The organism is Photorhabdus machadonis (assembly GCF_052657765.1).
The window spans coordinates 2,878,945-2,901,547 of sequence record NZ_CP199761.1 but is presented as its reverse complement, the minus strand read 5'-3'; the positions used below and the strand labels follow the sequence as shown (position 1 = coordinate 2,901,547).

General features: G+C 41.7%; 19 protein-coding genes and 1 pseudogene. 13 read left to right on the top strand and 7 right to left on the bottom strand.

What is annotated here, in order from left to right:
- Nucleotides 1-94 precede the first annotated feature (94 nt).
- Entirely contained in the window at nt 95-322 is a 228-nt protein-coding gene (locus tag ACUN2T_RS13685) for a hypothetical protein (RefSeq protein WP_445493567.1), read from the top strand.
- A gap of 235 nt (nt 323-557) precedes the next feature.
- Here the strand turns inward: ACUN2T_RS13685 and ACUN2T_RS13680 are convergent, their stop codons facing one another.
- The 5 genes from ACUN2T_RS13680 to ACUN2T_RS13660 all read right to left on the bottom strand — a co-directional run bounded on the left by ACUN2T_RS13680 (nt 558) and on the right by ACUN2T_RS13660 (nt 7,696).
- Nucleotides 558-1,550: a fimbrial protein gene (locus tag ACUN2T_RS13680; RefSeq protein WP_445493566.1), complete on the bottom strand. Its 993-nt coding sequence runs from the start codon at nt 1,548-1,550 to the stop codon at nt 558-560.
- Nucleotides 1,551-1,569: 19 nt separating this feature from the next.
- Nucleotides 1,570-4,110 carry a fimbria/pilus outer membrane usher protein gene (locus tag ACUN2T_RS13675; RefSeq protein WP_445493565.1) on the bottom strand — a complete coding sequence of 847 codons (2,541 nt, stop codon included), beginning with the start codon at nt 4,108-4,110 and terminating at the stop codon, nt 1,570-1,572.
- 42 nt (nt 4,111-4,152) lie between these two features.
- Nucleotides 4,153-4,827 carry a fimbrial biogenesis chaperone gene (locus ACUN2T_RS13670; protein WP_445493564.1) on the bottom strand — a complete coding sequence of 225 codons (675 nt, stop codon included), beginning with the start codon at nt 4,825-4,827 and terminating at the stop codon, nt 4,153-4,155.
- A 123-nt stretch (nt 4,828-4,950) separates the two neighbouring features.
- A complete protein-coding gene (locus ACUN2T_RS13665) occupies nt 4,951-5,481 on the bottom strand; it encodes a fimbrial protein (RefSeq protein WP_445493563.1) in 531 nt (176 codons plus the stop codon).
- An 823-nt stretch (nt 5,482-6,304) separates the two neighbouring features.
- A complete protein-coding gene (locus ACUN2T_RS13660; protein WP_445493562.1) occupies nt 6,305-7,696 on the bottom strand; it encodes an amino acid permease in 1,392 nt (463 codons plus the stop codon).
- A gap of 938 nt (nt 7,697-8,634) precedes the next feature.
- Between ACUN2T_RS13660 and stlC the strand changes: the two are divergent.
- The 3 genes and pseudogenes from stlC to stlE all read left to right on the top strand — a co-directional run bounded on the left by stlC (nt 8,635) and on the right by stlE (nt 11,051).
- Nucleotides 8,635-9,583, top strand: a pseudogene (gene stlC, locus ACUN2T_RS13655) (stilbene biosynthesis aromatase StlC).
- A complete protein-coding gene (gene stlD / locus ACUN2T_RS13650) occupies nt 9,584-10,732 on the top strand; it encodes a beta-ketosynthase StlD (RefSeq protein WP_445493561.1) in 1,149 nt (382 codons plus the stop codon).
- Nucleotides 10,733-10,808: 76 nt separating this feature from the next.
- A complete protein-coding gene (gene stlE, locus ACUN2T_RS13645) occupies nt 10,809-11,051 on the top strand; it encodes a stilbene biosynthesis acyl carrier protein StlE (protein WP_445493560.1) in 243 nt (80 codons plus the stop codon).
- A gap of 78 nt (nt 11,052-11,129) precedes the next feature.
- Here stlE and ydgH read toward each other — a convergent pair whose 3' ends face one another.
- Nucleotides 11,130-12,083, bottom strand: coding sequence for a DUF1471 family protein YdgH (gene ydgH, locus ACUN2T_RS13640; protein ID WP_445493559.1), 954 nt, complete (start codon nt 12,081-12,083; stop codon nt 11,130-11,132).
- A 419-nt stretch (nt 12,084-12,502) separates the two neighbouring features.
- Here ydgH and pntA point away from each other — a divergent pair, with 419 nt between their 5' ends.
- Nucleotides 12,503-14,032 carry a Re/Si-specific NAD(P)(+) transhydrogenase subunit alpha gene (gene pntA / locus ACUN2T_RS13635; RefSeq protein WP_445493558.1) on the top strand — a complete coding sequence of 510 codons (1,530 nt, stop codon included), beginning with the start codon at nt 12,503-12,505 and terminating at the stop codon, nt 14,030-14,032.
- Between the two features lie 10 nt (nt 14,033-14,042).
- Nucleotides 14,043-15,431, top strand: a complete 1,389-nt coding sequence (gene pntB / locus ACUN2T_RS13630; protein WP_445493557.1) for a Re/Si-specific NAD(P)(+) transhydrogenase subunit beta — start codon at nt 14,043-14,045, stop codon at nt 15,429-15,431.
- Nucleotides 15,432-15,655: 224 nt separating this feature from the next.
- On the opposite strand, the gene ACUN2T_RS13625 is transcribed toward pntB, so the two are convergent.
- Nucleotides 15,656-16,666 (bottom strand): HoxN/HupN/NixA family nickel/cobalt transporter, encoded by a 1,011-nt coding sequence (locus ACUN2T_RS13625; protein WP_445493556.1) that lies wholly within the window; start codon nt 16,664-16,666, stop codon nt 15,656-15,658.
- 362 nt (nt 16,667-17,028) lie between these two features.
- Here ACUN2T_RS13625 and ACUN2T_RS13620 point away from each other — a divergent pair, with 362 nt between their 5' ends.
- The 7 genes from ACUN2T_RS13620 to ACUN2T_RS13590 all read left to right on the top strand — a co-directional run bounded on the left by ACUN2T_RS13620 (nt 17,029) and on the right by ACUN2T_RS13590 (nt 22,599).
- Nucleotides 17,029-17,331: an urease subunit gamma gene (locus ACUN2T_RS13620; RefSeq protein WP_011146425.1), complete on the top strand. Its 303-nt coding sequence runs from the start codon at nt 17,029-17,031 to the stop codon at nt 17,329-17,331.
- 92 nt (nt 17,332-17,423) lie between these two features.
- A complete protein-coding gene (locus tag ACUN2T_RS13615; RefSeq protein ID WP_445493555.1) occupies nt 17,424-17,813 on the top strand; it encodes an urease subunit beta in 390 nt (129 codons plus the stop codon).
- 84 nt (nt 17,814-17,897) lie between these two features.
- Entirely contained in the window at nt 17,898-19,613 is a 1,716-nt protein-coding gene (locus tag ACUN2T_RS13610; RefSeq protein WP_445493554.1) for an urease subunit alpha, read from the top strand.
- 76 nt (nt 19,614-19,689) lie between these two features.
- Nucleotides 19,690-20,286, top strand: coding sequence for an urease accessory protein UreE (gene ureE / locus ACUN2T_RS13605; protein ID WP_445493553.1), 597 nt, complete (start codon nt 19,690-19,692; stop codon nt 20,284-20,286).
- A complete protein-coding gene (locus tag ACUN2T_RS13600; RefSeq protein WP_445493552.1) occupies nt 20,283-20,969 on the top strand; it encodes an urease accessory protein UreF in 687 nt (228 codons plus the stop codon). The genes ureE and ACUN2T_RS13600 overlap by 4 nt, the downstream gene beginning before the upstream one ends.
- Before the next feature lie 26 nt (nt 20,970-20,995).
- The gene (gene ureG / locus ACUN2T_RS13595; RefSeq protein ID WP_445493551.1) at nt 20,996-21,634 is read left to right on the top strand and encodes an urease accessory protein UreG; all 639 of its coding nucleotides are present in this window, start codon (nt 20,996-20,998) and stop codon (nt 21,632-21,634) included.
- On the top strand, nt 21,634-22,599 hold the full coding sequence (locus tag ACUN2T_RS13590; RefSeq protein WP_445493550.1) for an urease accessory protein UreD: 966 nt from the start codon (nt 21,634-21,636) through the stop codon (nt 22,597-22,599). Before ureG ends, ACUN2T_RS13590 begins: the two co-directional genes overlap by 1 nt.
- The last annotated feature ends 4 nt before the right edge of the window (nt 22,600-22,603 follow it).

Genomic DNA, 22,603 nt, shown 5'->3' with positions numbered 1-22,603 from the left:
TGAAGAAAAAATCATGCTAAGAAAACTCGTAAAATGTTATACAGGCAATTAACACGTTTATGGAACATGCAGGAATGATGCTTCAACAGGAGAAATGGAACTAACCCGTAAATGTATTACGCCAGTAGTCGATATCAATGGGGATAAATATTACGTATTTGCTCCGGCTATTACATTCCTTGACTCCAGTAAAATAAAGAAAAAAGATTTTATACCCTTCATCTTTCAAGTTGCTGCTTTGTTGGCTGCTTTCACTTACCCCAGTCACATAGTTATCTATGCTCCTGGGGATGCGTTCATTTGCCGCCGCGCTGCAACTTGAAATCTATTGGGTATATATGTAATGTTGTAATTTCACGAGTGGAAATTTTTTCAGCAATTGATGCTATTATTACTAACGCATAGTGTGTTAATTAGTGAGCGTAATTTGTTGAAATTTACATTAATCAATACTTACTCTCAATTATCTTAAAAATTTCCAAGCTAGAAATAAAATAATTAAACAATAATACATCAGCTAAGAAATAAGATTTCTATATCTGATGCAGATTAATTTATCACTGATAAGTTAATGTCATTGTTGCGGTTGCATTTGCTTGACCGGGGGTAATATTGCGGTCTGTCTGAAAATAGCGAGCGTGTAAAGGAATAGAGTACTTCCCACCTGAATAGCTGTTACCGATATTTATTTGTGAGTGAATAATTACCGGTTGGTTGTTATAAAGGATTTGTATACCAACACCGGAGGCCGTTGTGTGATTATAATTCTGATCAAGTGCCCATACATGATTTAAGCTATTCTTTGCTTTCTTTCCATCAAGCATTAACTGAATCTGCACATTATCATCACAATCTAAAATAACCTCGAAATCTTTTCCTCCTACGGTACTGTTAATACCAGAAAAATCGCTTATTTTGATATCGCCCATAGGAACAGTAATATTGGTATCTTTCAGTGAACAGCTTTTGGTAATAATCCGGGTATTACCTAAACGGTAGGTATGAACGATGCGATCATTTACCCGTGCCTGAATTAATTGATCACTTTTGACAAAACCGGAACCTGTTGTCGGTGCTATTTTTATCAATTGAATAGTCAAATAACCCCATGTATTACCGCAATACCAATGACCTGAATGGTCACAACTAACAGGGTCGTTGGTTATACGAGGTAACCAGTCCAGACCATAGTCAGGACCCCAGGTATTTATTCTGATACCTACACCGGGAACACCGGATTCGTAAATAGCATCTTTGTTGTAATCTGCATTTTTATAGGCTGTATATCCCCATGATGTATTTATTTTTGTATTGCAATAGAAAATATTGCCTTTATTGTCTAATTCATCTGCACGATATTCGTGAATGGTTGTGCCAATAGGTTTATCTCTTGGCACATACAAGGTTCCAAAAGATAGATTAGTGATTTCTGGTTTAAATCCTTTATCAAATTGGCAATCAGTAGCAAAACTATAAGGGATAATTGCCAGACCAGAAAATAAGATGACGGCAACTAACAAATATTTAAACCTATTGTAAGTACTGAGCATAGTGTTTTCCTGAGAATCGTTATTTACAGTGTGCTTCTATTGTATAAATACCAGATAAAGGGATTTTTTCTGGCAGTATGTAATGAGCTACACATTCCTGAATATCCTTATAACCCCATTTAACCAGTAACTGCCCGCTATCGGGTAAACCAGTGAGATAAACCTGTCCTTCATGGCTGACCATTGCACTGTTTGCTTCATCAATCTCATTTTGTTTTTCTAACTTGACAATAGCACCAAAAGGAATCGGATTTTCTTGATAATAAATATTTATCAGCACCCTGTGGCCTATTCTGGTTTTGAAATTAGCTAAGACCAATGCCCCTTGAGTCGGAATGACTGTTTGGGCATTCGCGTCAATATCGATATTATCAGCTAGTGAGTGGGTATCCAGTGCAATTCGGTTTTTCCGATAGCTGCTGACATAAGGAATAACGGCATAACCATTCTGATCAGTGGTAATACCTACATTATTCTGGATCTTTATTCCTTGTGCGCCATCAGCCCGGACTAATGCCAGTGTATCGCCTAAATGTTGTGAAAAAGTAATGCCATATGGGTGAGCAACAATTCCGCCTTGAAGTCCATAATTCAGCTGGCGGGAATGATTATTATAGCTATAGCCAGCACTAAGCTGGCCATAAGATCCTTTATATTCTGTGTGTATATGACCGCCAGCTCCAGTACCGTGATTAGCATAACTCTGTTGTAAACTATAAATTAAATTATTATCTTCCAGTGCTGTACCACTTAAACTCATTTGATGGGAAATATCCTTGTTTTTATTCGTATTCAAATTGTAACTGGTCCAGCTATTTTTTAGCCAGCGATCTAATGGAACCTGTATACTGAATGAGAAAAGCTGTTCATTTTTATTCGTATTGGGGAGTTGATTATAGGTATAATTTAAACTGTAATTAATATTACTATAATTGATGTTATAGCCCGCGTTGACATTACGTTCATAACCATGTTGCTGCCAGTAATTTTGTTGAAAAGCAGATAGATATAAACTACCAAAATCCCCAAGGGATTGATTAATATGTAATTGCAGTTTGCTTCTTTTATTGGTGTGATAGCGCCAGTCATTTTTATTGGGATTATCTATATCATTGGCTTCTTTAAAGTCATAAAAGCCACGTGTCGAATAGCGATGACCTGCCAGAGTAAAATTAGTTCCTGTTAATGGAAGATCTTTTGCATATTGAAAGCGGTAAGATTGCCCTTTGGTACTTATATTTGATGGCAAATCGGTATTCGCATGTGTTATGTCAAAAGAGAGAGAGCCAAGTATGCCAAAATTATAACCGGATCCTAAAGCAACCGATTGATAATCTTTTGAAAAAATAGTTCCTCCATAGGTAGTGATATTGTTGGAAAGGCCGTAGATTAGCGCCGCTTGGGAAAAATTAGGTTCTCGCCCACGATTATTTGATGATTGGTATTGACCCAGGGTGGCTGAATATTGAATACCTCCTTCCCGTAACATGATCGGTATTGTGGAAAAAGATTGGATAGAGCGATGTTCCTGACCATCGGCTTCTTTAATAATAACTTCCAGGTTGCCACTTGTTGTCGTTGGGAAAAGATCATTAATGATAAATGGCCCCGGTGAAATATAAGTTTGATAAATGATATAGCCACTTTGTTTGATTGTGATTTGTGCATTACTTTGAGCAATTCCCCGGATAGTGGGGGCAAAACCTTTTAAGCTGTCTGGTAACATATTATTGTCAGAAGCTAATTGTAAACCACGAAATTGGACGCCATCAAAAATATAGGAAGATGTAAAGCTGTCACCCAGCGTTAATTGTCCTTTTAGTGAGTGGATGTCCCGTTGTAGATAGGTATTAATACTTTTCCAACTCTTATCGCGGCTGGTATAGGTGGAATAATTGCGCAGACGCCATGCTTGCCAATTAGCGCCTGTTCGAAGATTAAGATAGTGGGTTTGTGTAGAGCCAGACGGATTGTCTTGCCAGGTATTTGAACCACTGTAATTATAATTAATCAATAATGAAGTTAATCCTTGCTGCCATAATTCGGGTGAAACATAACCTCTTGCCTGATGGTTTAATGCTGCTTGTGGAATACTGATGTCCAGTCTTTGTTGACCAAAATTAAAGACAGTGCTTGCTGATGGAATATATTGACCTAAATCAGACAGCTCTGTTTCTGGCGGCAAACTGATTAATTCTGGGAATGTGTCAATTTTTACTCCTATGTTCTGTAATTGTTGAATGGTTAGTTTAGGAAGCAATTTATTATTTACCATAATAAAATTCACGTTTCTGGTCTCTATTTTTTCTTTATTAAGATAAATATCTACCCAGTAAATGCCAGGGGGTTGGTCATCCTGTGTAAAAATAGAGAGATCAATATTTTCAGGGTAACCAAAATCAGTTCCCATTTCTAACGCATGGATGTTGAAATAATCTTCAGCGTATGTTTTGGCAGAGTAAAAAAATACTCCAACTGTTATAAATAATGGTAATAATAACCATGAATGTTCAATATCATATGATTTCTTATTAGTTTTATGCTGTGAGTGTTTTTCCATAATTAACTTTCTAGCATAGAATAAATGTATGTGGCTATTTCGTTAAATGGTTGTTTTTTCTTCGGCAGTTACGCCGCCAAAATCATTAATAACTTTCCAACTTACCTGCTTTATATTATTTGTAGACAGAGTCCAGCTTAGTTGACTAAAAGGTTTAATCATTCCCGCAGGTTTTATTTCATGTTGATCTATTTTAAGGTGAGAGAATGAGATAAAGTAAGGGGTAGGGTTTTCTGCGATCAACAAATTATTTTCTGTTCTGAATTTGAGTTCTTTGTATGCAGTACTTGATTTTTCTGCCAAATTTGCAGGGCGGTAAAACAATTTAAATTTTGACTTAACTGTAATCTGTAATTGATTTTGATCTGACCTCACTGAGGTAGGAATAGACTTTACATTCAACCAAAAAAGTGATTCCCGATCTTCGGGTAGATGACTCCCTGCTTTTACAATCCGAAGAATATTTTCTTGACCTGCTGCGAGTTTAAATATTGGGGGAGTAACGATAAACGGGGTTTTCATATTATCGTTTTCATCTTGGATCCAAGACTGAATCAGATAAGGGGCCTCTTTTTCCGGGTTGTTTATAGAAATAGATGCTTCCTTTTTATCACTTATGTAAATAACACGGGTTCCGCCAATGACGACACCTGCGATAGAAAAATTTATGCTGATAATATATAGAAATATCATAGTTAATAGGCGTTGGAATTGCACGGTGATCTCTCCATTTTATCGTATTTTTATACGCTATCCTGTGGGATTTATGGGCATCCATGCTCCATATTGCGTTATTAGAAACAAAACGTGAAGGAAGTTTTGTTCTAAGTTTGTCCTGTCTTAGTTATAAACAACAGTAAAGTTAGCAACGGCATCCCCAGATCCAGGGATAATTGTTTGAGCTGTAGCAATATACTTTGCAATAAATTTCAATTCTGCGGTTTTTTGATCAGTAAAAGCCTGAAGTTTGGAGGCTTTTGCCAAAGGAATCAGGGTTGAATTATCTTCTTCATAGATACCAATGGCAACACCATCGGCGACTGCCTGGCCTTTATCATTGGATAAAGCCAGAAGATTGCTATTTTTACTATCTATTTGCCCATCAAATTTAACTTGTGCATGAGTATGTTCTGGTGGGCAATCACTCATCTTAATGCTAAAAGGTGTTATAGCAGCGGTACTATCTACACCACTAAATGCATTTGAGCTAATTGTCCCCATATTCACGTTTTGATTTGCAGAATCGGTATCGATTTTACAAGCATTAGCGATGATATTACCTGTAAAATTGATTTTTCCATCTGCCGCGTTTGCTACAAAGCTAAACACTGATGATACAAGTAAGGATGAAATAATCAGTTTAGTGTTCATTGTAAATAGATCCTAACCCTGATGAGTATTACGGCAGGGAAACAGAAACATTAATTGAACCGAGACTGTATCAATGTCAATACAGCATGTAAGTATCTAAAGCGCTTATCCGATAATCAGAACCATAGGTTAAACGGTGTTTTGTTTAGGATAAACTATGGATGATAATAGCGATTAATTAGGCGGAATCCAAAGAATGACTCGGTAATATGGTGCATTTAAGATTTTTATCTATAATTAATGACTAGACAGGATTTTTTTCAAAGTTTATTGTGATTTATCATATGGAATAAATTATTATGCTAACGGATACGAATATTTATTAATTAATAATTAGTTATAAAATAAATTGTGATTTATATCACAGTTAATCTATCGCACTGAAAAATTTATTCTTTTTCCCTATTTTATTATCTTGATGTGATTATTTCATATTGCTATTTTTTTGGTGGATGTATATACATGATAGAGTAAGTTATTCAGATTCAGTTACTCGATAATTCATTATGTTTTTATATTTCTCATGTAATCTCTCTGTTTTATTACTTATAGCAATATCCAGTCTCTGTCAGGAAATTCGGGCTGTGCTTGTTTCGGTGCGGATTTTCCAGACAGGGACGGTTCCGATGACAGGCTTTGGGAGGTGGCGCCTTGTTTCCCGGCTGGATGCGTTTCAAGAGATTACTTTAACAAAATTAGTTACAACATACTTATGAAAATAACAGCCCAAAAAATATGCCATAACAGTGTAAAAGTGAAACAAACAAAAATATAAAGGTACAGCAAGCCATTACAGGAGAATAATGGCCTGGATTTGACGGGATTATTTGATTAACAACCAAATTGCAGGGATTGTTGCTATCAACAATGTGGCCATAGCGAGCTTTTCAGCCAGATAAAGGTTATTTTTTTGTGCGTTTTGACTGCGAGCATACAGGAAAACAATAACACCCGGAGCATAGAGAACGACAGACAATAACAAATTCATCAAACCAGATGCATAAAGCAGCCATAGGCCATAAGTACAAGCCCCAACAGCAATCAGCAACAATCCCCTGTTACTGCGATCAAAAGCGACCTTCAACAGAAATGCGCCAACAAGAAAATAGGGCATTAAAATCATCTCTGATGCAATTGCCAGTAATGAATTGTAATTGCTCCCACTTAACCAAATTAAAATGAGAGAGAGTTGTACGGCTCCATTAGTCAACCACAATGAGGATGAGGGGGCGTTGTTACAGTTTTGCAGGCCAAAAATTTTCGGAAAAGAACCATGTTGGGAAGCGATAAACGGAACTTCCGCCGCCATGATTGTCCAGCTTAGATAAGCGCCACAAACGGAAATAATTAATCCGGCGGCAATAATGATTTCACCTGCTGAACCAATAAGCCCTACCATCAGGTTTGCCATAGATGGATTGCGTATTTCAGCTAACTCAGGCCGCGGAACTAACCCAAGGGAGAGCAGGGTAACTAATATGTATATGCCTAAGGCGGTGACAACGGCCAGCATAGTCGCAATACCAACATCTTTACGTTTTTTTGCCCTGGCTGAAACCACAACCGCACCTTCGATACCAATGAAAACCCAAAGGGTGATCAGCATCGTGTCTTTTACTTGTTGCCAGACAGGAACACCCAAGTCGATGCCGGTAAAGTCAAGATCAAAGATATCCATTTTAAATGCGATTGAGGCAAGAATAATGAAAGCGCCTAAAGGCAGCAATTTTGCCATTGTTGCCAGTTTGTTGATTCCAGCTGCTGTTTGAACACCACGAAGTACCAACCAGTGTACTAACCAGAGTAAAACAGATTCTCCCAACAGGGACTGCCAGGTATTGCCGTCACTAAAGATGACGATACCTTCTTTATCAGTAAAGAAACTCAGGGCGGCAAAAACGATAACCAGATAAGAAACATTGGCAACTACTGCACATAACCAATATCCCCAGGCAGAACAGAAGCCTATTAGTTCACCAAAGCCTTCTTTAGCATAAGTGAAAATGCCGCCATCAAGATCCGGGCGAAGGCGAGAGAGAAATAGCAGGGCGGTCGCCAAAAACAGGATACCGACACCGGTTATTCCCCAACCGATCATTAACGCTGCTGGGCTGGCTATTTCAGCCATATTTTGCGGTAAGCTGAATACACCCGCACCGACCATAGAGCTGAGTACCAGAGCAGTAAGAGCTGTAAGACCTAGTTTTTTTTCCAAAGATATGTTCCTAATATGACATAAACTGCATTGTTAGCCAGTTCATTACCCCGATCACAAAAATGAATTGGGCATTGGGTTTTTGTCGCTTCCAAGCTGTATAGAACGGAAAAACAGACTGGTTAAACCTAGAAATAGGGGGGGATTCTACGGAGGGTATGGACTGGATGCAATGGTTTTCTATGCAGATAACTATAAAATTTATGCACTGTTAGAGTGATGGTTAAGACGTATGTTATACAATTTATTTTTATAAATTTATATGGATATTTTTATAATGCTGATTATTATGCTAAGAGGAGTAAATGATGAATATAAAATACTGTGATGCTATTACTAATTAAGTAATTTTCATTTTAATTTATTCAATCAAACTCAAAATTTAGTGAAAATAATTGTAAAAGGTAAATGTTTTTCTTTAATATTTATTTACTTATGTAATATTATTGCCGGGTGATAATAATCATTTGTTTCCATATCAGGTCGTTAAGTTAATATTTTCAGTGTGCATATTTATAATTTCATGAATGTTTTATTAAATTAAAAATATCCGTTGTTATTTTTCAATTAATTGATTTTATTTGATTATTTTGTATTTTTTTAATTGTTTTTGTTAATTTTAGACTGAGGTTAATATATTTTTAATCAATTGTTTTCACTGGTGACAAATTAATTTTCGTTAATGTGACATAATGCTGTTCTTATATAAAAATAAAAAAATCATGTTGACAACGACCACTTTGATTTATATTGTTTGTGAAAATATTAACCTGTTATCTATTAACTCATACTCTTGTATATACTTTTAGTTTTCAGGAATGATTATATGTATATATGCTAAAAAATTTAGATAGTTAGGAGATAGTTGTTATTCGAATTATTATCTTTTAGGCGCCGATGAATGGCTTAGTATTAAATATTCATAAAGGTTAGAACATATGAAGCGTGTTCTGGTGATATCGTATTCCCAAAGCGGCCAATTGATCGAGGTGGTAAAAAGTTTAATCGCACCTTTACATGAGTCTGACGAAATATACATTCGTGAAGTGGTTCTGAAACCAATCCCAGAGTATCCATTTCCCTGGTCATTTTCTAAATTTGTTGATGCTTTTCCAGAAACGGTGCAGTTACACCCACCTGAATTAGCACCTTTGCACCTGGAGGATGAAGCACCTTTTGACTTGGTCATATTAGGCTATCAAGTTTGGTATTTGTCACCCTCTCCTCCGATAACCGCATTTCTTAAGAGTAAAGAAGGAAAACGATTACTCAATGGTCGACCCGTGGTAACGGTTATTGCTTGTCGAAATATGTGGCTGATGGCCCAGGAAACCGTCAAAAAGCTTTTACATGAAAGTAGGGCATACTTGCGCGATAACGTGGTTTTTATTGATAAAGCAAACTTTTTTGCAACATTGTTTACAACCCCGTTGTGGCTAATGACAGGAAAAAAACAGCCAATTGCCAGTTTACCGCCGGCCGGGGTATCGAAGGAAGATGTTGAGGGAGCTAAACGTTTCGGGGATGCATTAGTAACAGCACTTAAAGCGGATAAAGAGAAAGTTGATTCCCCGATGTTGAAAGGGTTAGGTGCTGTATTTGTTGATCAATCTTTTATTTTCGGTGAACGAGCTATACATCGGGGGTTTAGATTGTGGTCTGGATTTATTTATCGTGTAGGTAAACGGGGGAAATGGGTAAGGCGCGCTCTATTAACCATGTTTGTGATCTATTTGATACTAATGGCACTGGTTGTCTTACCTATTTCAGTGGTTATTCGCCGTTTGCTGACCGTATTATTGAAAGAACGCCTTAATGAGTTACAAAAATACTATGAACAACCATCTGGTTCTGCCCGCTATGATGATAAAGGAGATAAATAAGTAAATGAGTAACAACGTTTATATCACTAAAGTTTCCGCCTTTATGCCGGGAAACCCAATAGATAATGAGACAATGGAATCTGTTCTTGGTTTTGTGGGTGATCGCCCATCAAGATCTCGTCATATCGTGCTTCGTAATAATGGTATTAAATATCGCCATTACGCGTTGGATCCGGAAACAGGAGAGACAACTTATACATGTGCTCAATTGGCGGCTGAAGCAGTAAAAGGCTTGGTTGATGAACACTTTTCTTTAGATGATATGCAAAGTCTGGCAGCAAGTAGTGGTATTCCTGATCAAATTATACCGGGTCATGGTGTAATGGTTCATGGCGAGCTCAAGAATAAACCTTGTGAAGTTATCTCAACTTCCGGTGCTTGTGCTGCGGGTATGACAGCGATGAAATATGCTTATTTGTCTGTTCTCTCGGGAACGACAAGTAATGCGGTTTCAACTACCTCGGAAACACCTTCAACAGTATTGCATGCCCGCAACTTCCAGAGTGAAAACGAAGCCCGGGTTGCAGAATTGGAACGACGTCCTGAAATCGCTTTTGAAAAAGATTTTCTGCGTTGGATGCTTTCTGATGGTGCCGGCGCTGCTTTACTTGAAAATAAACCTCGGCCTGATGGTGTTTCATTACGAATTGACTGGATAGATATTTACTCTTTTGCTAATGAGCAAGAGACATGCATGTACGCGGGTGGAGAGAAGTTAGCAGATGGCAGTTTGAAAAGCTGGACACAAATGAGTCAGGCTGATTGGCTGGCATATTCTGTTTTCTGTATCAAGCAAGATGTCAGATATTTAAATGAGAGGGTCGTTAAATTCACACTTACCGAACCATTGAGACGAATCGTTGCTGATCGTAACTTATCGGCAGAATCTATTGATTGGTTCTTGCCTCATTATTCATCTGAATATTTCCGCATGAAATTTTCCGAGGGTCTTGAAGATATTAATTTTGGTATTGAACAAGAGCGTTGGTTTACTAACTTAACAGTGAAAGGAAATACCGGATCGGCTTCTATTTATATCATGTTGGATGAGCTGATGAAGTCGGATAAATTGAAGAAAGATCAGCGTCTGTTATGTTTTATCCCTGAAAGTGCCAGATTCACAGGGGCATTCATGCATTTGACGGTTGTGTAAATATTTAACCTTAATTAATGAAAAAAGGGGAAACGACTGGTTTCCCCAAATATAAGTACATTAGGAAGATAATAGCGTGGAAAATTTAGAGAATCATGTTAAAAATGTTGTTGCAGAACAACTTGGAATACCCGAAGCCCAGATTCTGACTACACAAACATTCGAGGAATTGGGTGCCGATTCGTTAGATAGTGTCGAGTTGATTATGGCTCTGGAAGAACGTTTCGAGATAACTATTGACGATACAGAGGCAGAAAAAATGGTGACAGTACAAAACGCCATTGATTGTATTCGTTTGAAGTTAGAATCAGCCAACTGATTTGAAGAATTTTATTATCCTTGCAGTAAAAAAGGCACATACGGGTATCATATGTGCCTTTTTCTTAAATTAAACAGGTTATTTGAACAGGTCTGCACTGATAGTAGAGGAGCCACCACTGGATTGCCATTCACGGGTGATATGGTAGTACTTAGCGCCTTTAGCCGCTGCGCGTTTAGCGACTTCATAGGCAACATCAGGCATGCTGTTGTAGTAACCTGAAAAGGTGATGGAATCAAAAGGTACCATCTGGGCAGCACTGATTTTATTTAATTCTTGGATTTTCGTCCCATCAGGAAGAGTGACAGTGTAACGCTCACCTTTAGAATATTGTGTTTCAAAGAAGCGGCCAATAGAATTACTGGTTGAAGTTGAAGAGGCTAAACCAGGAATTTCTACTTTCTTAGCTGCTGTGCCACCGGCTGCTAATGCAGCGCGTCCTGAGTCCGAATCAGCAGGGATTACTGCTTCGTCAGCCTGAATTTGGCGTTTTGGCGCATCATCTTTGTAAACATAAGCGGTAACGGTTTGATTACCACCATCGTTGGTTGAAACCTGACGGACAATAAAGAAAGAAGCTGCACCTTTTTTCTTGGCTTCTTTTGCGATGGCCTCATTCAAATCTGGCTCATTGGTGTAAAAACCACTGATGGTTACCGTATCGAATGGTTCCAGTGTTACAGCTTCTGTTTTGGGTAATTCTTTGATACCGCGGAACAAACGATATTTAATTGAATTGTCAATTTTCTCGGCATCTTTGTGATACAGATCAGCGACAACGCGCAGGTTGCCACTATTATTCAGATCATCAAGGCTTTGGATATAAAATCCATCTGCGCCCATTTTATCTGCCCGACGGGAAACGGCGTCGGCAGCTTCATAAATAGCATTAAAAGGGCCTGTAACCGTAATACGTTTAAATGGTTTCAGTTCTGCTGCTTTTTCCGGAGCTAACTCCTGAGCTGCCTGAGCAGCGGTAATACCCGTTAATGAAAGCACCGCAGCTGCGATGATAGTTGTTTTCAGCTTCATAAAAAATCCTTCCGCCTTGCGCATTAATTACTTATAACTTGCTGAACATCGTTGTGTATCACATAGCCGACAATTATTACATGTAATAATAGCTAATGTCCCACGAATTTATGCTATCAGTATGAATGAATACAAGTTCATAGAAATGGCACTATAAGTTTTTATCAACATCACGTTTTTATCGACATCACGTTTTTATCAACATCAATAGTAACTAGCACTGAAAAGTGCGAGCCGGTAATACTATTTAGCTATTTTTCTTACTCATTAGTGATGGATCACCAATAATATTTTCGGTTAGTTATCAAAATATTCGTTGATAGATTTTGCTGATAGCAGTAATAAAGTTGATTTAATCGCTAAACTGGCCTCAGCAAGTAATAATCATCATTAATCTTAAGCTTTAGGAAGGGAACATTATGCGTATTGGTGTACCGAAAGAGCGACTTGCCAATGAAGCACGTGTTGCAGCCACGCCGAGTACTGTGGAACAACTGTTGAAATTGGGATTTGATGTCGTTGTTGAGAATGGAGCAGGGCATTTAGCCAGCTTTGGGGATAGTGCTTACCAACAGGTCGGCGCTGAAATTACCGATCGTAATGATATTTGGGGTTCAGATATCATTCTAAAGGTTAATGCGCCTGAGGATGACGAGATTGCGTTAATGAATGAAGGGAGTACGTTGGTTAGTTTTGTTTGGCCAGCACAACATCCTGAGTTAATGCAGAAATTATCAGAACGTAAAGTCACTGTGTTGGCTATGGATTCAGTACCGCGTATTTCCCGTGCACAGTCGCTGGATGCACTGAGCTCTATGGCGAATATCGCAGGTTACCGGGCGATAGTAGAAGCTGCTCATGAATTTGGTCGTTTCTTTACTGGTCAGATCACAGCCGCAGGTAAGGTTCCACCAGCCAAGGTGATGATTATTGGTGCCGGTGTGGCTGGCTTGGCTGCTGTTGGTGCAGCGGGCAGTTTAGGCGCTATTGTCCGTGCGTTTGATACCCGGCCTGAAGTTAAAGAGCAGATTCAGAGCATGGGGGCGGAGTTTCTCGAGCTGGATTTTGAAGAAGAAGCCGGTAGTGGTGATGGATATGCAAAAGTCATGTCTGAAGCCTTTATTAAGGCTGAGATGGCGCTTTTTGCGGCACAGGCGAAAGAGGTTGACATTATTGTGACAACTGCGCTTATTCCGGGGAAACCAGCCCCGCGTCTTATCACCAAAGAGATGGTTGAATCAATGAAACCGGGCAGCGTGGTGGTTGACCTGGCAGCTCAGACGGGGGGGAACTGTGAATTAACGCAAGCAGACAAATTAGTTGTGACAGAAAATGGCGTGAAGATTATCGGTTACACTGATTTACCAAGCCGTTTACCAACGCAATCTTCACAACTGTACGGGACTAATTTGGTTAATCTGCTCAAGCTATTGTGCAAAGAGAAAAATGGCGAAATCAATATTGATTTTGATGATGTTGTTATTCGTGGCGTGACTGTCGTAAAAGAGGGGAAAGTGACTTGGCCAGCGCCGCCAATTCAAGTTTCTGCTCAACAGACAACAAAACCGGCACCAGTCGAAGCAGAAAAACCGGAGACTAAACCTGCTTCACCTTGGTTGAAATATGGCTTGCTGGCACTGGCTGTTATTTTGTTCGGTGGGTTAGCCAATGTCGCCCCAAAAGAGTTTTTATCTCACTTTACTGTTTTTGCATTGGCTTGTGTGGTGGGTTACTACGTGGTTTGGAATGTCAGCCATGCTTTACATACACCGCTAATGTCAGTCACTAACGCCATTTCGGGAATTATCGTTGTTGGGGCGTTATTGCAAATGGGTGATGGTGGATGGGTAAGCTTCTTCTCATTTATCGCTATTTTAATTGCCAGCATTAATATCTTCGGTGGCTTTACTGTCACTCAACGTATGCTGAAAATGTTTCGTAAGGACTAAGGGGTAATTGATGTCGAGTGGAGTCGTTATAGCGGCATATATTGTTGCTGCCATCTTATTTATTTTCAGCCTTGCGGGTTTGTCTCGTCACGAAAGCGCTAAACGCGGGAATATTTTGGGTGTCACCGGGATGGCGATCGCATTGATTGCGACGATCTTCGGGCCAGATACCGGAAATGTTGTTTGGGTTATTTTGGCGATGGTGATCGGTGCGGTTATTGGTATTCGCCTGGCAAATAAAGTTGAAATGACTGAAATGCCGGAACTGGTTGCGATATTGCACAGTTTCGTCGGTTTGGCTGCGGTGTTGGTCGGTTTTAACAGCTTTATTGCTCACGATGGTTTTGCAGAACCTGTGATGGAGAATATCCATTTGACAGAAGTATTCTTGGGGGTTTTCATCGGCGCGGTTACCTTCACAGGTTCTGTTGTCGCATTTGGTAAATTATGCGGAAAGATTTCTTCCAAGCCACTGATGTTGCCGAATCGACATAAATTAAACCTTGCAGCACTGGTTATCTCCTTTGTCCTGTTAATTACCTTTGTGAAAACGGAAAGTACCGGCTTACAAGTGTTCACTCTGTTGATCATGACTGCAATTGCACTGGCGTTTGGTTGGCACTTGGTGGCTTCTATCGGTGGTGCGGATATGCCAGTGGTGGTTTCAATGCTGAACTCCTATTCGGGCTGGGCAGCAGCAGCAGCGGGTTTCATGTTGAGCAATGATTTGTTGATTGTAACGGGTGCACTGGTTGGTTCTTCGGGGGCGATTCTCTCTTACATCATGTGTAAGGCCATGAACCGTTCTTTCATCAGTGTGATTGCCGGCGGGTTTGGGACTGATGGTTCCTCGACCGGTGATGATCAGGAGATGGGCGAATATCGCGAAACCACTGCGGAAGAGGTTGCTGAACTGCTGAAAAACTCAACGTCTGTCATCATCACGCCAGGATACGGTATGGCTGTTGCACAGGCACAGTACCCAGTACATGACATCACCGCCAAACTACGTGAAAAGGGGATTAAGGTTCGCTTTGGTATCCATCCGGTTGCGGGTCGTCTGCCTGGGCATATGAACGTGCTATTGGCAGAAGCAAAAGTGCCTTACGACGTTGTTCTGGAAATGGATGAAATCAATGATGATTTCTCTGATACCGATACAGTGTTAGTCATTGGCGCCAACGACACTGTTAACCCTGCGGCACAGGAAGATCCGAACAGTCCAATTGCGGGTATGCCCGTTCTGGAAGTCTGGAAAGCACAAAATATCGTTGTGTTCAAACGCTCTATGAACACAGGTTACGCTGGTGTGCAAAATCCACTGTTCTTTAAAGACAACAGCCAAATGTTGTTCGGTGATGCGAAGGCAAGCGTAGAAGCAATCCTGCGTGCACTGTGATTTTCATTGTTTTAACTGACAAAACTCTGGTTGAGCTTTACTGTCTCTCAATCATGTCTTGATTGAGAGACAGAATAAGTTGGAGTTTCCAACTCTGTAAATTCGTCCCTTAGCGTCAGATTACAGATGATATTTAGGGCGCTTTTTATCCTCACCACATGTGACAGCGTCTAACCAGTCAGAAAGTTCATCGCCAGTCAAATGCAACCCGGTAGCTTTATATTCTAATTCTCCAACGCGTCGTACCCCCGCCAGCGGTAATTCATCACCGATAATGTCCAGAACAGAATAAAAATCCCGACAACCCAAAAACCAACATTGCCCATGTTGTCGTTTAATGCCCCAATGGTGCTCCAGAAAGTACCATGCAGATCCCACTGATCAGCGATAAGGCCGAGCGCTTCCAGCCCACCGATGAACAGCGCCACGGCGACAGAAGCCGCAGTAATGGTCATATTGTAGTAAAGTTTGCGCGCTGGTTGGGAGAAAGCCCAGCCGTAGGCCCCCACCATAACAAAATTGTCCAGTGAATCGATGAGTGCCATAGCGCTGGCAAATAGCGCCGGGAATACCATCAGCGACCATAAAGGCAGCCCACTCAGAGAGCCGGCGGCAGATATACTTAATAGCCCAACTTCGGTCGCGGTGTCGAAACCCAATCCAAACAGGAAACCGACCAGATACATATGCCAGCTTTTGTTTACCAGCCGGAAGACTGAGTGAAATAGGCGGGTCATTACGCCTCCCGGTGTTGTTTCTAGCGCAGTTAAATCACTGTTCTCCAGCTCTCTTCCACGTTTGATCTCCTGAAACTGCTGATAAACGCTTTTCAGTATCAGCAAATTAAACAGCGCTATCGCCAACAGAAAGCAGGCAGAAACGAGTGTGCCAATAATGCCGCCATAGTCATGAACCCAGCCCATCTGATCTTTAAAAGCCATTGAAGTCAGGACGATAGCGAAACAGGCCAGAATGACAATGGTAGAGTGTCCCAGAGAAAAGAAAGCGCCGACGGCAATAGGTGATTTACCTTGTTGCATCAGTTTACGGGTGACGTTATCAATTGCCGCGATATGATCGGCGTCAACCGCATGGCGTAGCCCATAACCGTAAGCCAGCAGAGCCGCTCCCATCATGACTGCATGATGGCGGAAAGCGATAAATGCCCAAATCCAGGCAAGTACGTTGGCGGCAATCAGAACAACAAGAAGAGAAAGTGCGTGTTTTTTATTCATATAAGAAACCTGTCAATGTTAAACCCGTTTACGGATGATTTCTGAAAGACAAAAACGGTAAGCATCCTCTGTACGCAATAATGTACGGTCTTTTGCTAAATCATAATACTAATTAACTTGTAATATTAACTTAGATAAACTTAAATAAAAGGTAAGAGGACTAACCTGCTGTAAGGGGAGTAACTTAATTGACATATTATAATTCTGGTGTCAAAACTTTTTTATCAAAGGATATATTTTCCAATATTTAAATTGGTAAAAGAGCAAATTTTGAATAAAGTCTGTTGGGGAAAAAGTATTAAGTTATAGCGTATTGGCATGACAGTGCGACCGTATGGAATAACTAATTATTAGGGGGGGTTATGCAATTAACGCCAAGGGAAATTGAGAAACTCATGGTATATACGCTGGCTGATGTCGCATTAAAGCGTAAGTCCCGTGGTTTAAAACTCAATTACCCCGAAGCCGTCGCTATTATTACTGCGGCTGCTCTGGAGGGGGCTCGGGAGGGGAAAACGCTGGAAGAAGTGATGGATGACTCAAGGCACGTTCTGACTAAAGAAGATGTGATGGATGGTGTCGCTGATCTTATTCCACATGTGCAGGTTGAAGCCATATTTACGGATGGCAGCCGTTTGGTGACTGTGCATGATCCCATCCAATGATTGCTGAAAAAAATTATAAATAGTAGGGAAAGTTATCTGAATAAAATATTAATTTATGGTATTGGTTCACGTATTGACGTGGAGATTTTCCGATGAAAGAAAATAATAAAGAAGATATTACTCCGTTGGGGGGATATATTCTTGCAGAAGGCCCGATATCCTTTAATGAAGATTGTCCGGCTATTCAACTAAAGGTTCGTAATTCAGGTGATCGCCCTATCCAAGTGGGATCTCATTTCCATTTTTTTGAGGTGAATAAAGCCCTACAATTTGATCGTGAGGCTGCGTTCGGCAAACGACTCAATATCACGTCAACAACTGCAATTCGTTTTGAACCCGGTGATGAAATGGAGGTGTCATTAATCCCTGTTGGTGGGAAACAAAACGTTTATGGATTTAATAACTTGGTCGATGGTTGGGCGGGTAAAAGCCCGGTTGCGGCTGAGGAGTATGTAGAAAAGACCTGGTTGCACGCCGGGTAATAAAACTGGGGCTATAAAACCATCAAATAAATTCAAGGTAGAGTTGACGAACGTCGGAAAACTTTTCGAACAAAGGAATAAACTATGCCAACCATTTCCCGGCAGGAATATGTCGGTCTTTTTGGTCCGACTATCGGTGATAAGATTCGTCTGGCTGATACCAATCTGTTTATTGAAATTGAGAAAGATCTGCGCGGTTATGGTGATGAATCGGTCTATGGCGGAGGTAAATCGCTGCGTGATGGCATGGGTGCCGATAACCGCATGACCAGTGAAAATGTATTGGATTTGGTGATCACCAACGTTACTATTTTGGATGCACGCCAAGGCGTTATTAAAGCCGATGTCGGCATAAAAGAGGGGCGCATCGTCGGGATAGGTAAAAGCGGTAACCCCAGTATGATGAATGGCGTTACACCTGGCATGGTGGTTGGTGTCAGTACTGATGCGATATCCGGTGAACATCTTATCCTCACGGCTGCCGGCATTGATACCCATATTCATTTTATCTCTCCCCAACAGGCTGAACATGCTTTGTCCAATGGTGTGACGACTTTCTTTGGTGGTGGTGTTGGTCCTACTGATGGAACTAACGGCACGACTGTTACCGCCGGTCCTTGGCATATCCATCGTATGTTGCGTGCTTTTGAAGGTTTACCGGTTAACGTCGGTGTTTTGGGGAAAGGTCATGCGGCGGTGGCTATGCCGCTGGTAGAACAGATCAAAGCGGGTGTTGCCGGGCTGAAAGTACATGAAGACTGGGGTGCAACCAATTCTGCATTACGTCATGCTTTACGTGTAGCGGATGAAATGGATATCCAGGTAGCGGTCCATACTGACAGTTTAAATGAAGGTGGTTATGTCGAAGATACTATCGACGCTTTCGAAGGCCGTACCATTCATACTTTCCATACCGAAGGTGCGGGTGGCGGACATGCGCCGGATATTATCAAAGTTGCCAGTCAGATGAACGTGTTACCCAGCTCAACTAATCCCACGTTACCTTACGGTATCAATAGTCAGGCGGAATTGTTTGATATGATTATGGTTTGCCATAACCTTAATCCTAAGGTACCGGCTGATGTTGCATTTTCGGAAAGCCGTGTACGCCCAGAGACCATTGCCGCAGAAAATGTTTTACACGATATGGGGGTGTTGTCGATGTTTTCCAGTGACTCCCAGGCCATGGGGCGGGTAGGCGAAAACTGGCTGCGGGTGATGCAAACGGCCCATGCCATGAAAGCGGCGCGGGGCAAGTTGCCGGAAGATGTGGCACATAACGATAATTTCCGTGTCTTACGTTATGTCGCCAAAATTACGATTAACCCGGCAATTGCGCAGGGAATAAGCCACGTTCTGGGCTCAGTTGAAGTGGGAAAAATGGCCGATCTTGTGTTGTGGGAGCCACGTTTCTTTGGTGCAAAACCTAAACTGGTCATCAAAGGCGGTATGATTAACTGGGCAGTGATGGGTGATCCGAATGCCTCATTGCCGACACCACAGCCGACATTTTATCGTCCGATGTTTGGTGCGTTGGGCAAAACCCTTCAGGAAACCTGTGTGACGTTTGTCTCCCAGGCGGCGATGGAACAAGGGGTAAAAGAGAAACTGGGTTTGGAACGCCAGGTTATGGCGGTGCGCAACTGCCGGGCTATCTCCAAGAAAGATATGGTGCGTAATGCTGAAACACCAACCATTGAAGTGGATGCCGAAACCTTTGCCGTCAAGGTGAATGGTGAATATGCTACGGTAAAACCCGTCAGGACAGTAGCGCTCAATCAGCGCTATTTCTTTAGTTGATATATTTTTTGCTGTCCGGTCAGAGAATATTTTTCTGGCCGGATTAACCGATCCATGCGTTCAGAGGATTTATTTTATGATTGTTATCGAACAGATTCTTGGTAATGCCAAAAAAGATGCTTCCTGGCGAGATCGCTTGCAAGGCATCTCGCCGGATATCTTAGTACTTTCGCAATGGGAAGCGCAAAAAAGCCGTTGTCGCAAATCCACGCTTAACGGGTTGGATTTGGGTATTTCTCTTGACCGCAATCAAATATTGTCGGACGGCGATATTTTGTTGTGGGATGAAATTAAAGGGTTGGCCGTTATTGTCCAGATGAGCCTGCGTGATGTGATGGTTATTCATTTGAAGTCATTATTGTCGTTAGATTCAGAGACCGTAATGAAAACCAGTTTTGAACTTGGTCATGCTTTAGGCAACCAGCATTGGAAGTCAGTGATTAAAAATAACCAGATCTATATTCCACTGACAGTATCAACCAAGGTAATGGATTCGGTAATGAAAACGCATGGTTTTCATGCGTTGCCTTATTCCTTTGTCAAAGGCGAAGAGATCCTGCCTTACCTTAACAACGCTGAGGCACGCTTATTATTTGGTGGTGCAGAGGATTCCGCGACACATGTTCATGTTGAGAACACGTTTCTGAACCAGCATGTGATCAAATTAAAATGAATGCGCTCCGCTTAATCAGAATTATGCAGTTTGCAGATTCCGTATTGCCGGTAGGTGCGTTTTCTTTTTCAAACGGCCTGGAATCAGCTATTCAGAGTAAAATCGTGCATGACGTGGCAACGTTAAGCGATTTTACCCGGACGGCGTTGTTACAGGCGGTTAGCGGTGATGGCCGGGCAGTGGTTGCGGCTTGTCAGGCATTGAATAGTGGACAGCGTGACGCCACCATCTCCCATGATTGGGCAGTGTTTAACCGCAAGTTGAATGAAGAAAGTCGCACTATGGTAACGCGGATGGGGAAAAAGTTAGCGGAAATGGCGGTTGAGGTAACCGGTGAATCGTTGATTGCATGGTGGTTGGCTCAAATAAAGAGCGATATTGCCGCAGGCACTTATCCGATTACCCTGGCAGTCGTCATGAGTGCATTAGGTGCTGCTCCGCGTGAAGTCATTGTTATACATCAATATGGTGTCGCAATGACGATACTCAGTGCTGCCATACGTCTGATGCGCATTACCCATATTGAAATTCAGCGTATCTTGTTCTCTCTGAATCAGGATATTGAACTGTTTTGTGATGAGGCGGAAAAGGGCGGAATTGAGCAGATGACATCTTATGCACCTGTGACCGATGTATTGGCTGCACTGCACGTCGGTGCGTTTACCCGGTTGTTCAGTAATTAACAACCACGTCTTAATCGAGTGAGGAAATGTCTGTGAAAAAAATTACCCGAATTGGTATTGGCGGTCCGGTAGGTTCAGGTAAGACGGCGGTTATTGAAGTGATCACGCCTATTTTGATTCAGCGCGGAATAAAACCCCTGATTATCACCAATGACATTGTTACCACTGAGGATGCTAAACAGGTCAAACGGACACTGAAAGGCATTTTGGATGAGGAGAAGATTCTCGGGGTAGAAACTGGCGCTTGTCCGCACACAGCGGTGCGTGAAGATCCCAGTATGAATATTTCCGCAGTCGAGGAAATGGAGGCTCGTTTTCCAGACACCGATGTCGTGTTAATTGAAAGTGGTGGGGATAACCTGACTCTCACTTTTAGCCCGGCATTGGCGGACTTTTATATTTATGTGATTGATGTGGCTGACGGGGAAAAAATTCCGCGCAAGAACGGGCCTGGACTGGTACAGGCGGATATTCTGGTGATCAATAAAATCGATTTGGCGCCTTATGTTGGTGCCAGTCTGGCGGTGATGGAGAGTGACACTCAGGTCGTGCGTGGTCAGCGTCCTTATATCCTCACCAACTGCAAAACGGGTGAAGGCGTTGAAACGCTGGTAAATATGATCATGCGTGATTTCTTATTTACTCATTCGTCACAGGCGACATAATGACCTCTACCTGCTCGCAGAGAATCATTGGTGAAGCACATAAACGGGTTAGTGAGCTTGGTTTCAACGCGCCGGAGCTCGCCCTGTTTCAGGATGAACCTCCCCAGATGGCAAGCGGTGATATAGGTAAAAGTGGCTATCTGCGATTGGGGTTTGCCCGGCGTGGTGGCCGCAGTATTCTGGCCTGCATGGAACGCCGGGTTCCTTATCTGGTGCAACGGGCGCTGTATTGGGATGAGGCACTGCCGCAGATGCCGTGTGTATTTATGATCTCCACGTCGGGATGTATATTGCAGGGGGACAGGCTGGCGCTCGACATTCATGTTGCACAGGATGCATGTGGTCATGTCACCACCCCGTCGGCTACGAAGATCCATTCAATGGTGAACAACTATGCAGCTCAGGCGCAAACTATTCAGATAGAGCAGGGCGGTTATTTGGAAATGATGCCCGATCCGGTTATACCTCATAGTGGCTCCCGGTTTATTACTGATACCCAGATAACCATTCATCCAACTGCCACGTTAATTTATTCCGAGATAATCATGTCTGGTCGCAAATACCATCCAGCCGATCAGGGGTTTAAATTTGACGTTTACTCATCACGGATTACGGCGACGGATTTTGAAGACACAATATTATTTGCTGAACGTTATGTGTTAGAGCCTAAAAAACAACCGTTAAACAGTGTAGGGGTGATGGGGCCATTTCATGTGTTCGGTAATGTGATTTTACTGACACCTTCGGTTCACCATGATCGTATTCTGGCGCGTATCATGCCGCAATACGATGCCGAAACCGGCATAGCCAGTGGTGCTAGTCGTTTACCTAATCAATGCGGTCTAATCTTCAAAGTGTTGGGAAAAGAAACTCATCAAGTTAAAGCAGGTATTCGTCTTTTCTGGCGCATAGCACGCGAGGAGATCCTTGGCGTTACACTGCCTGAACCGTTTATCTGGCGTTAAAACG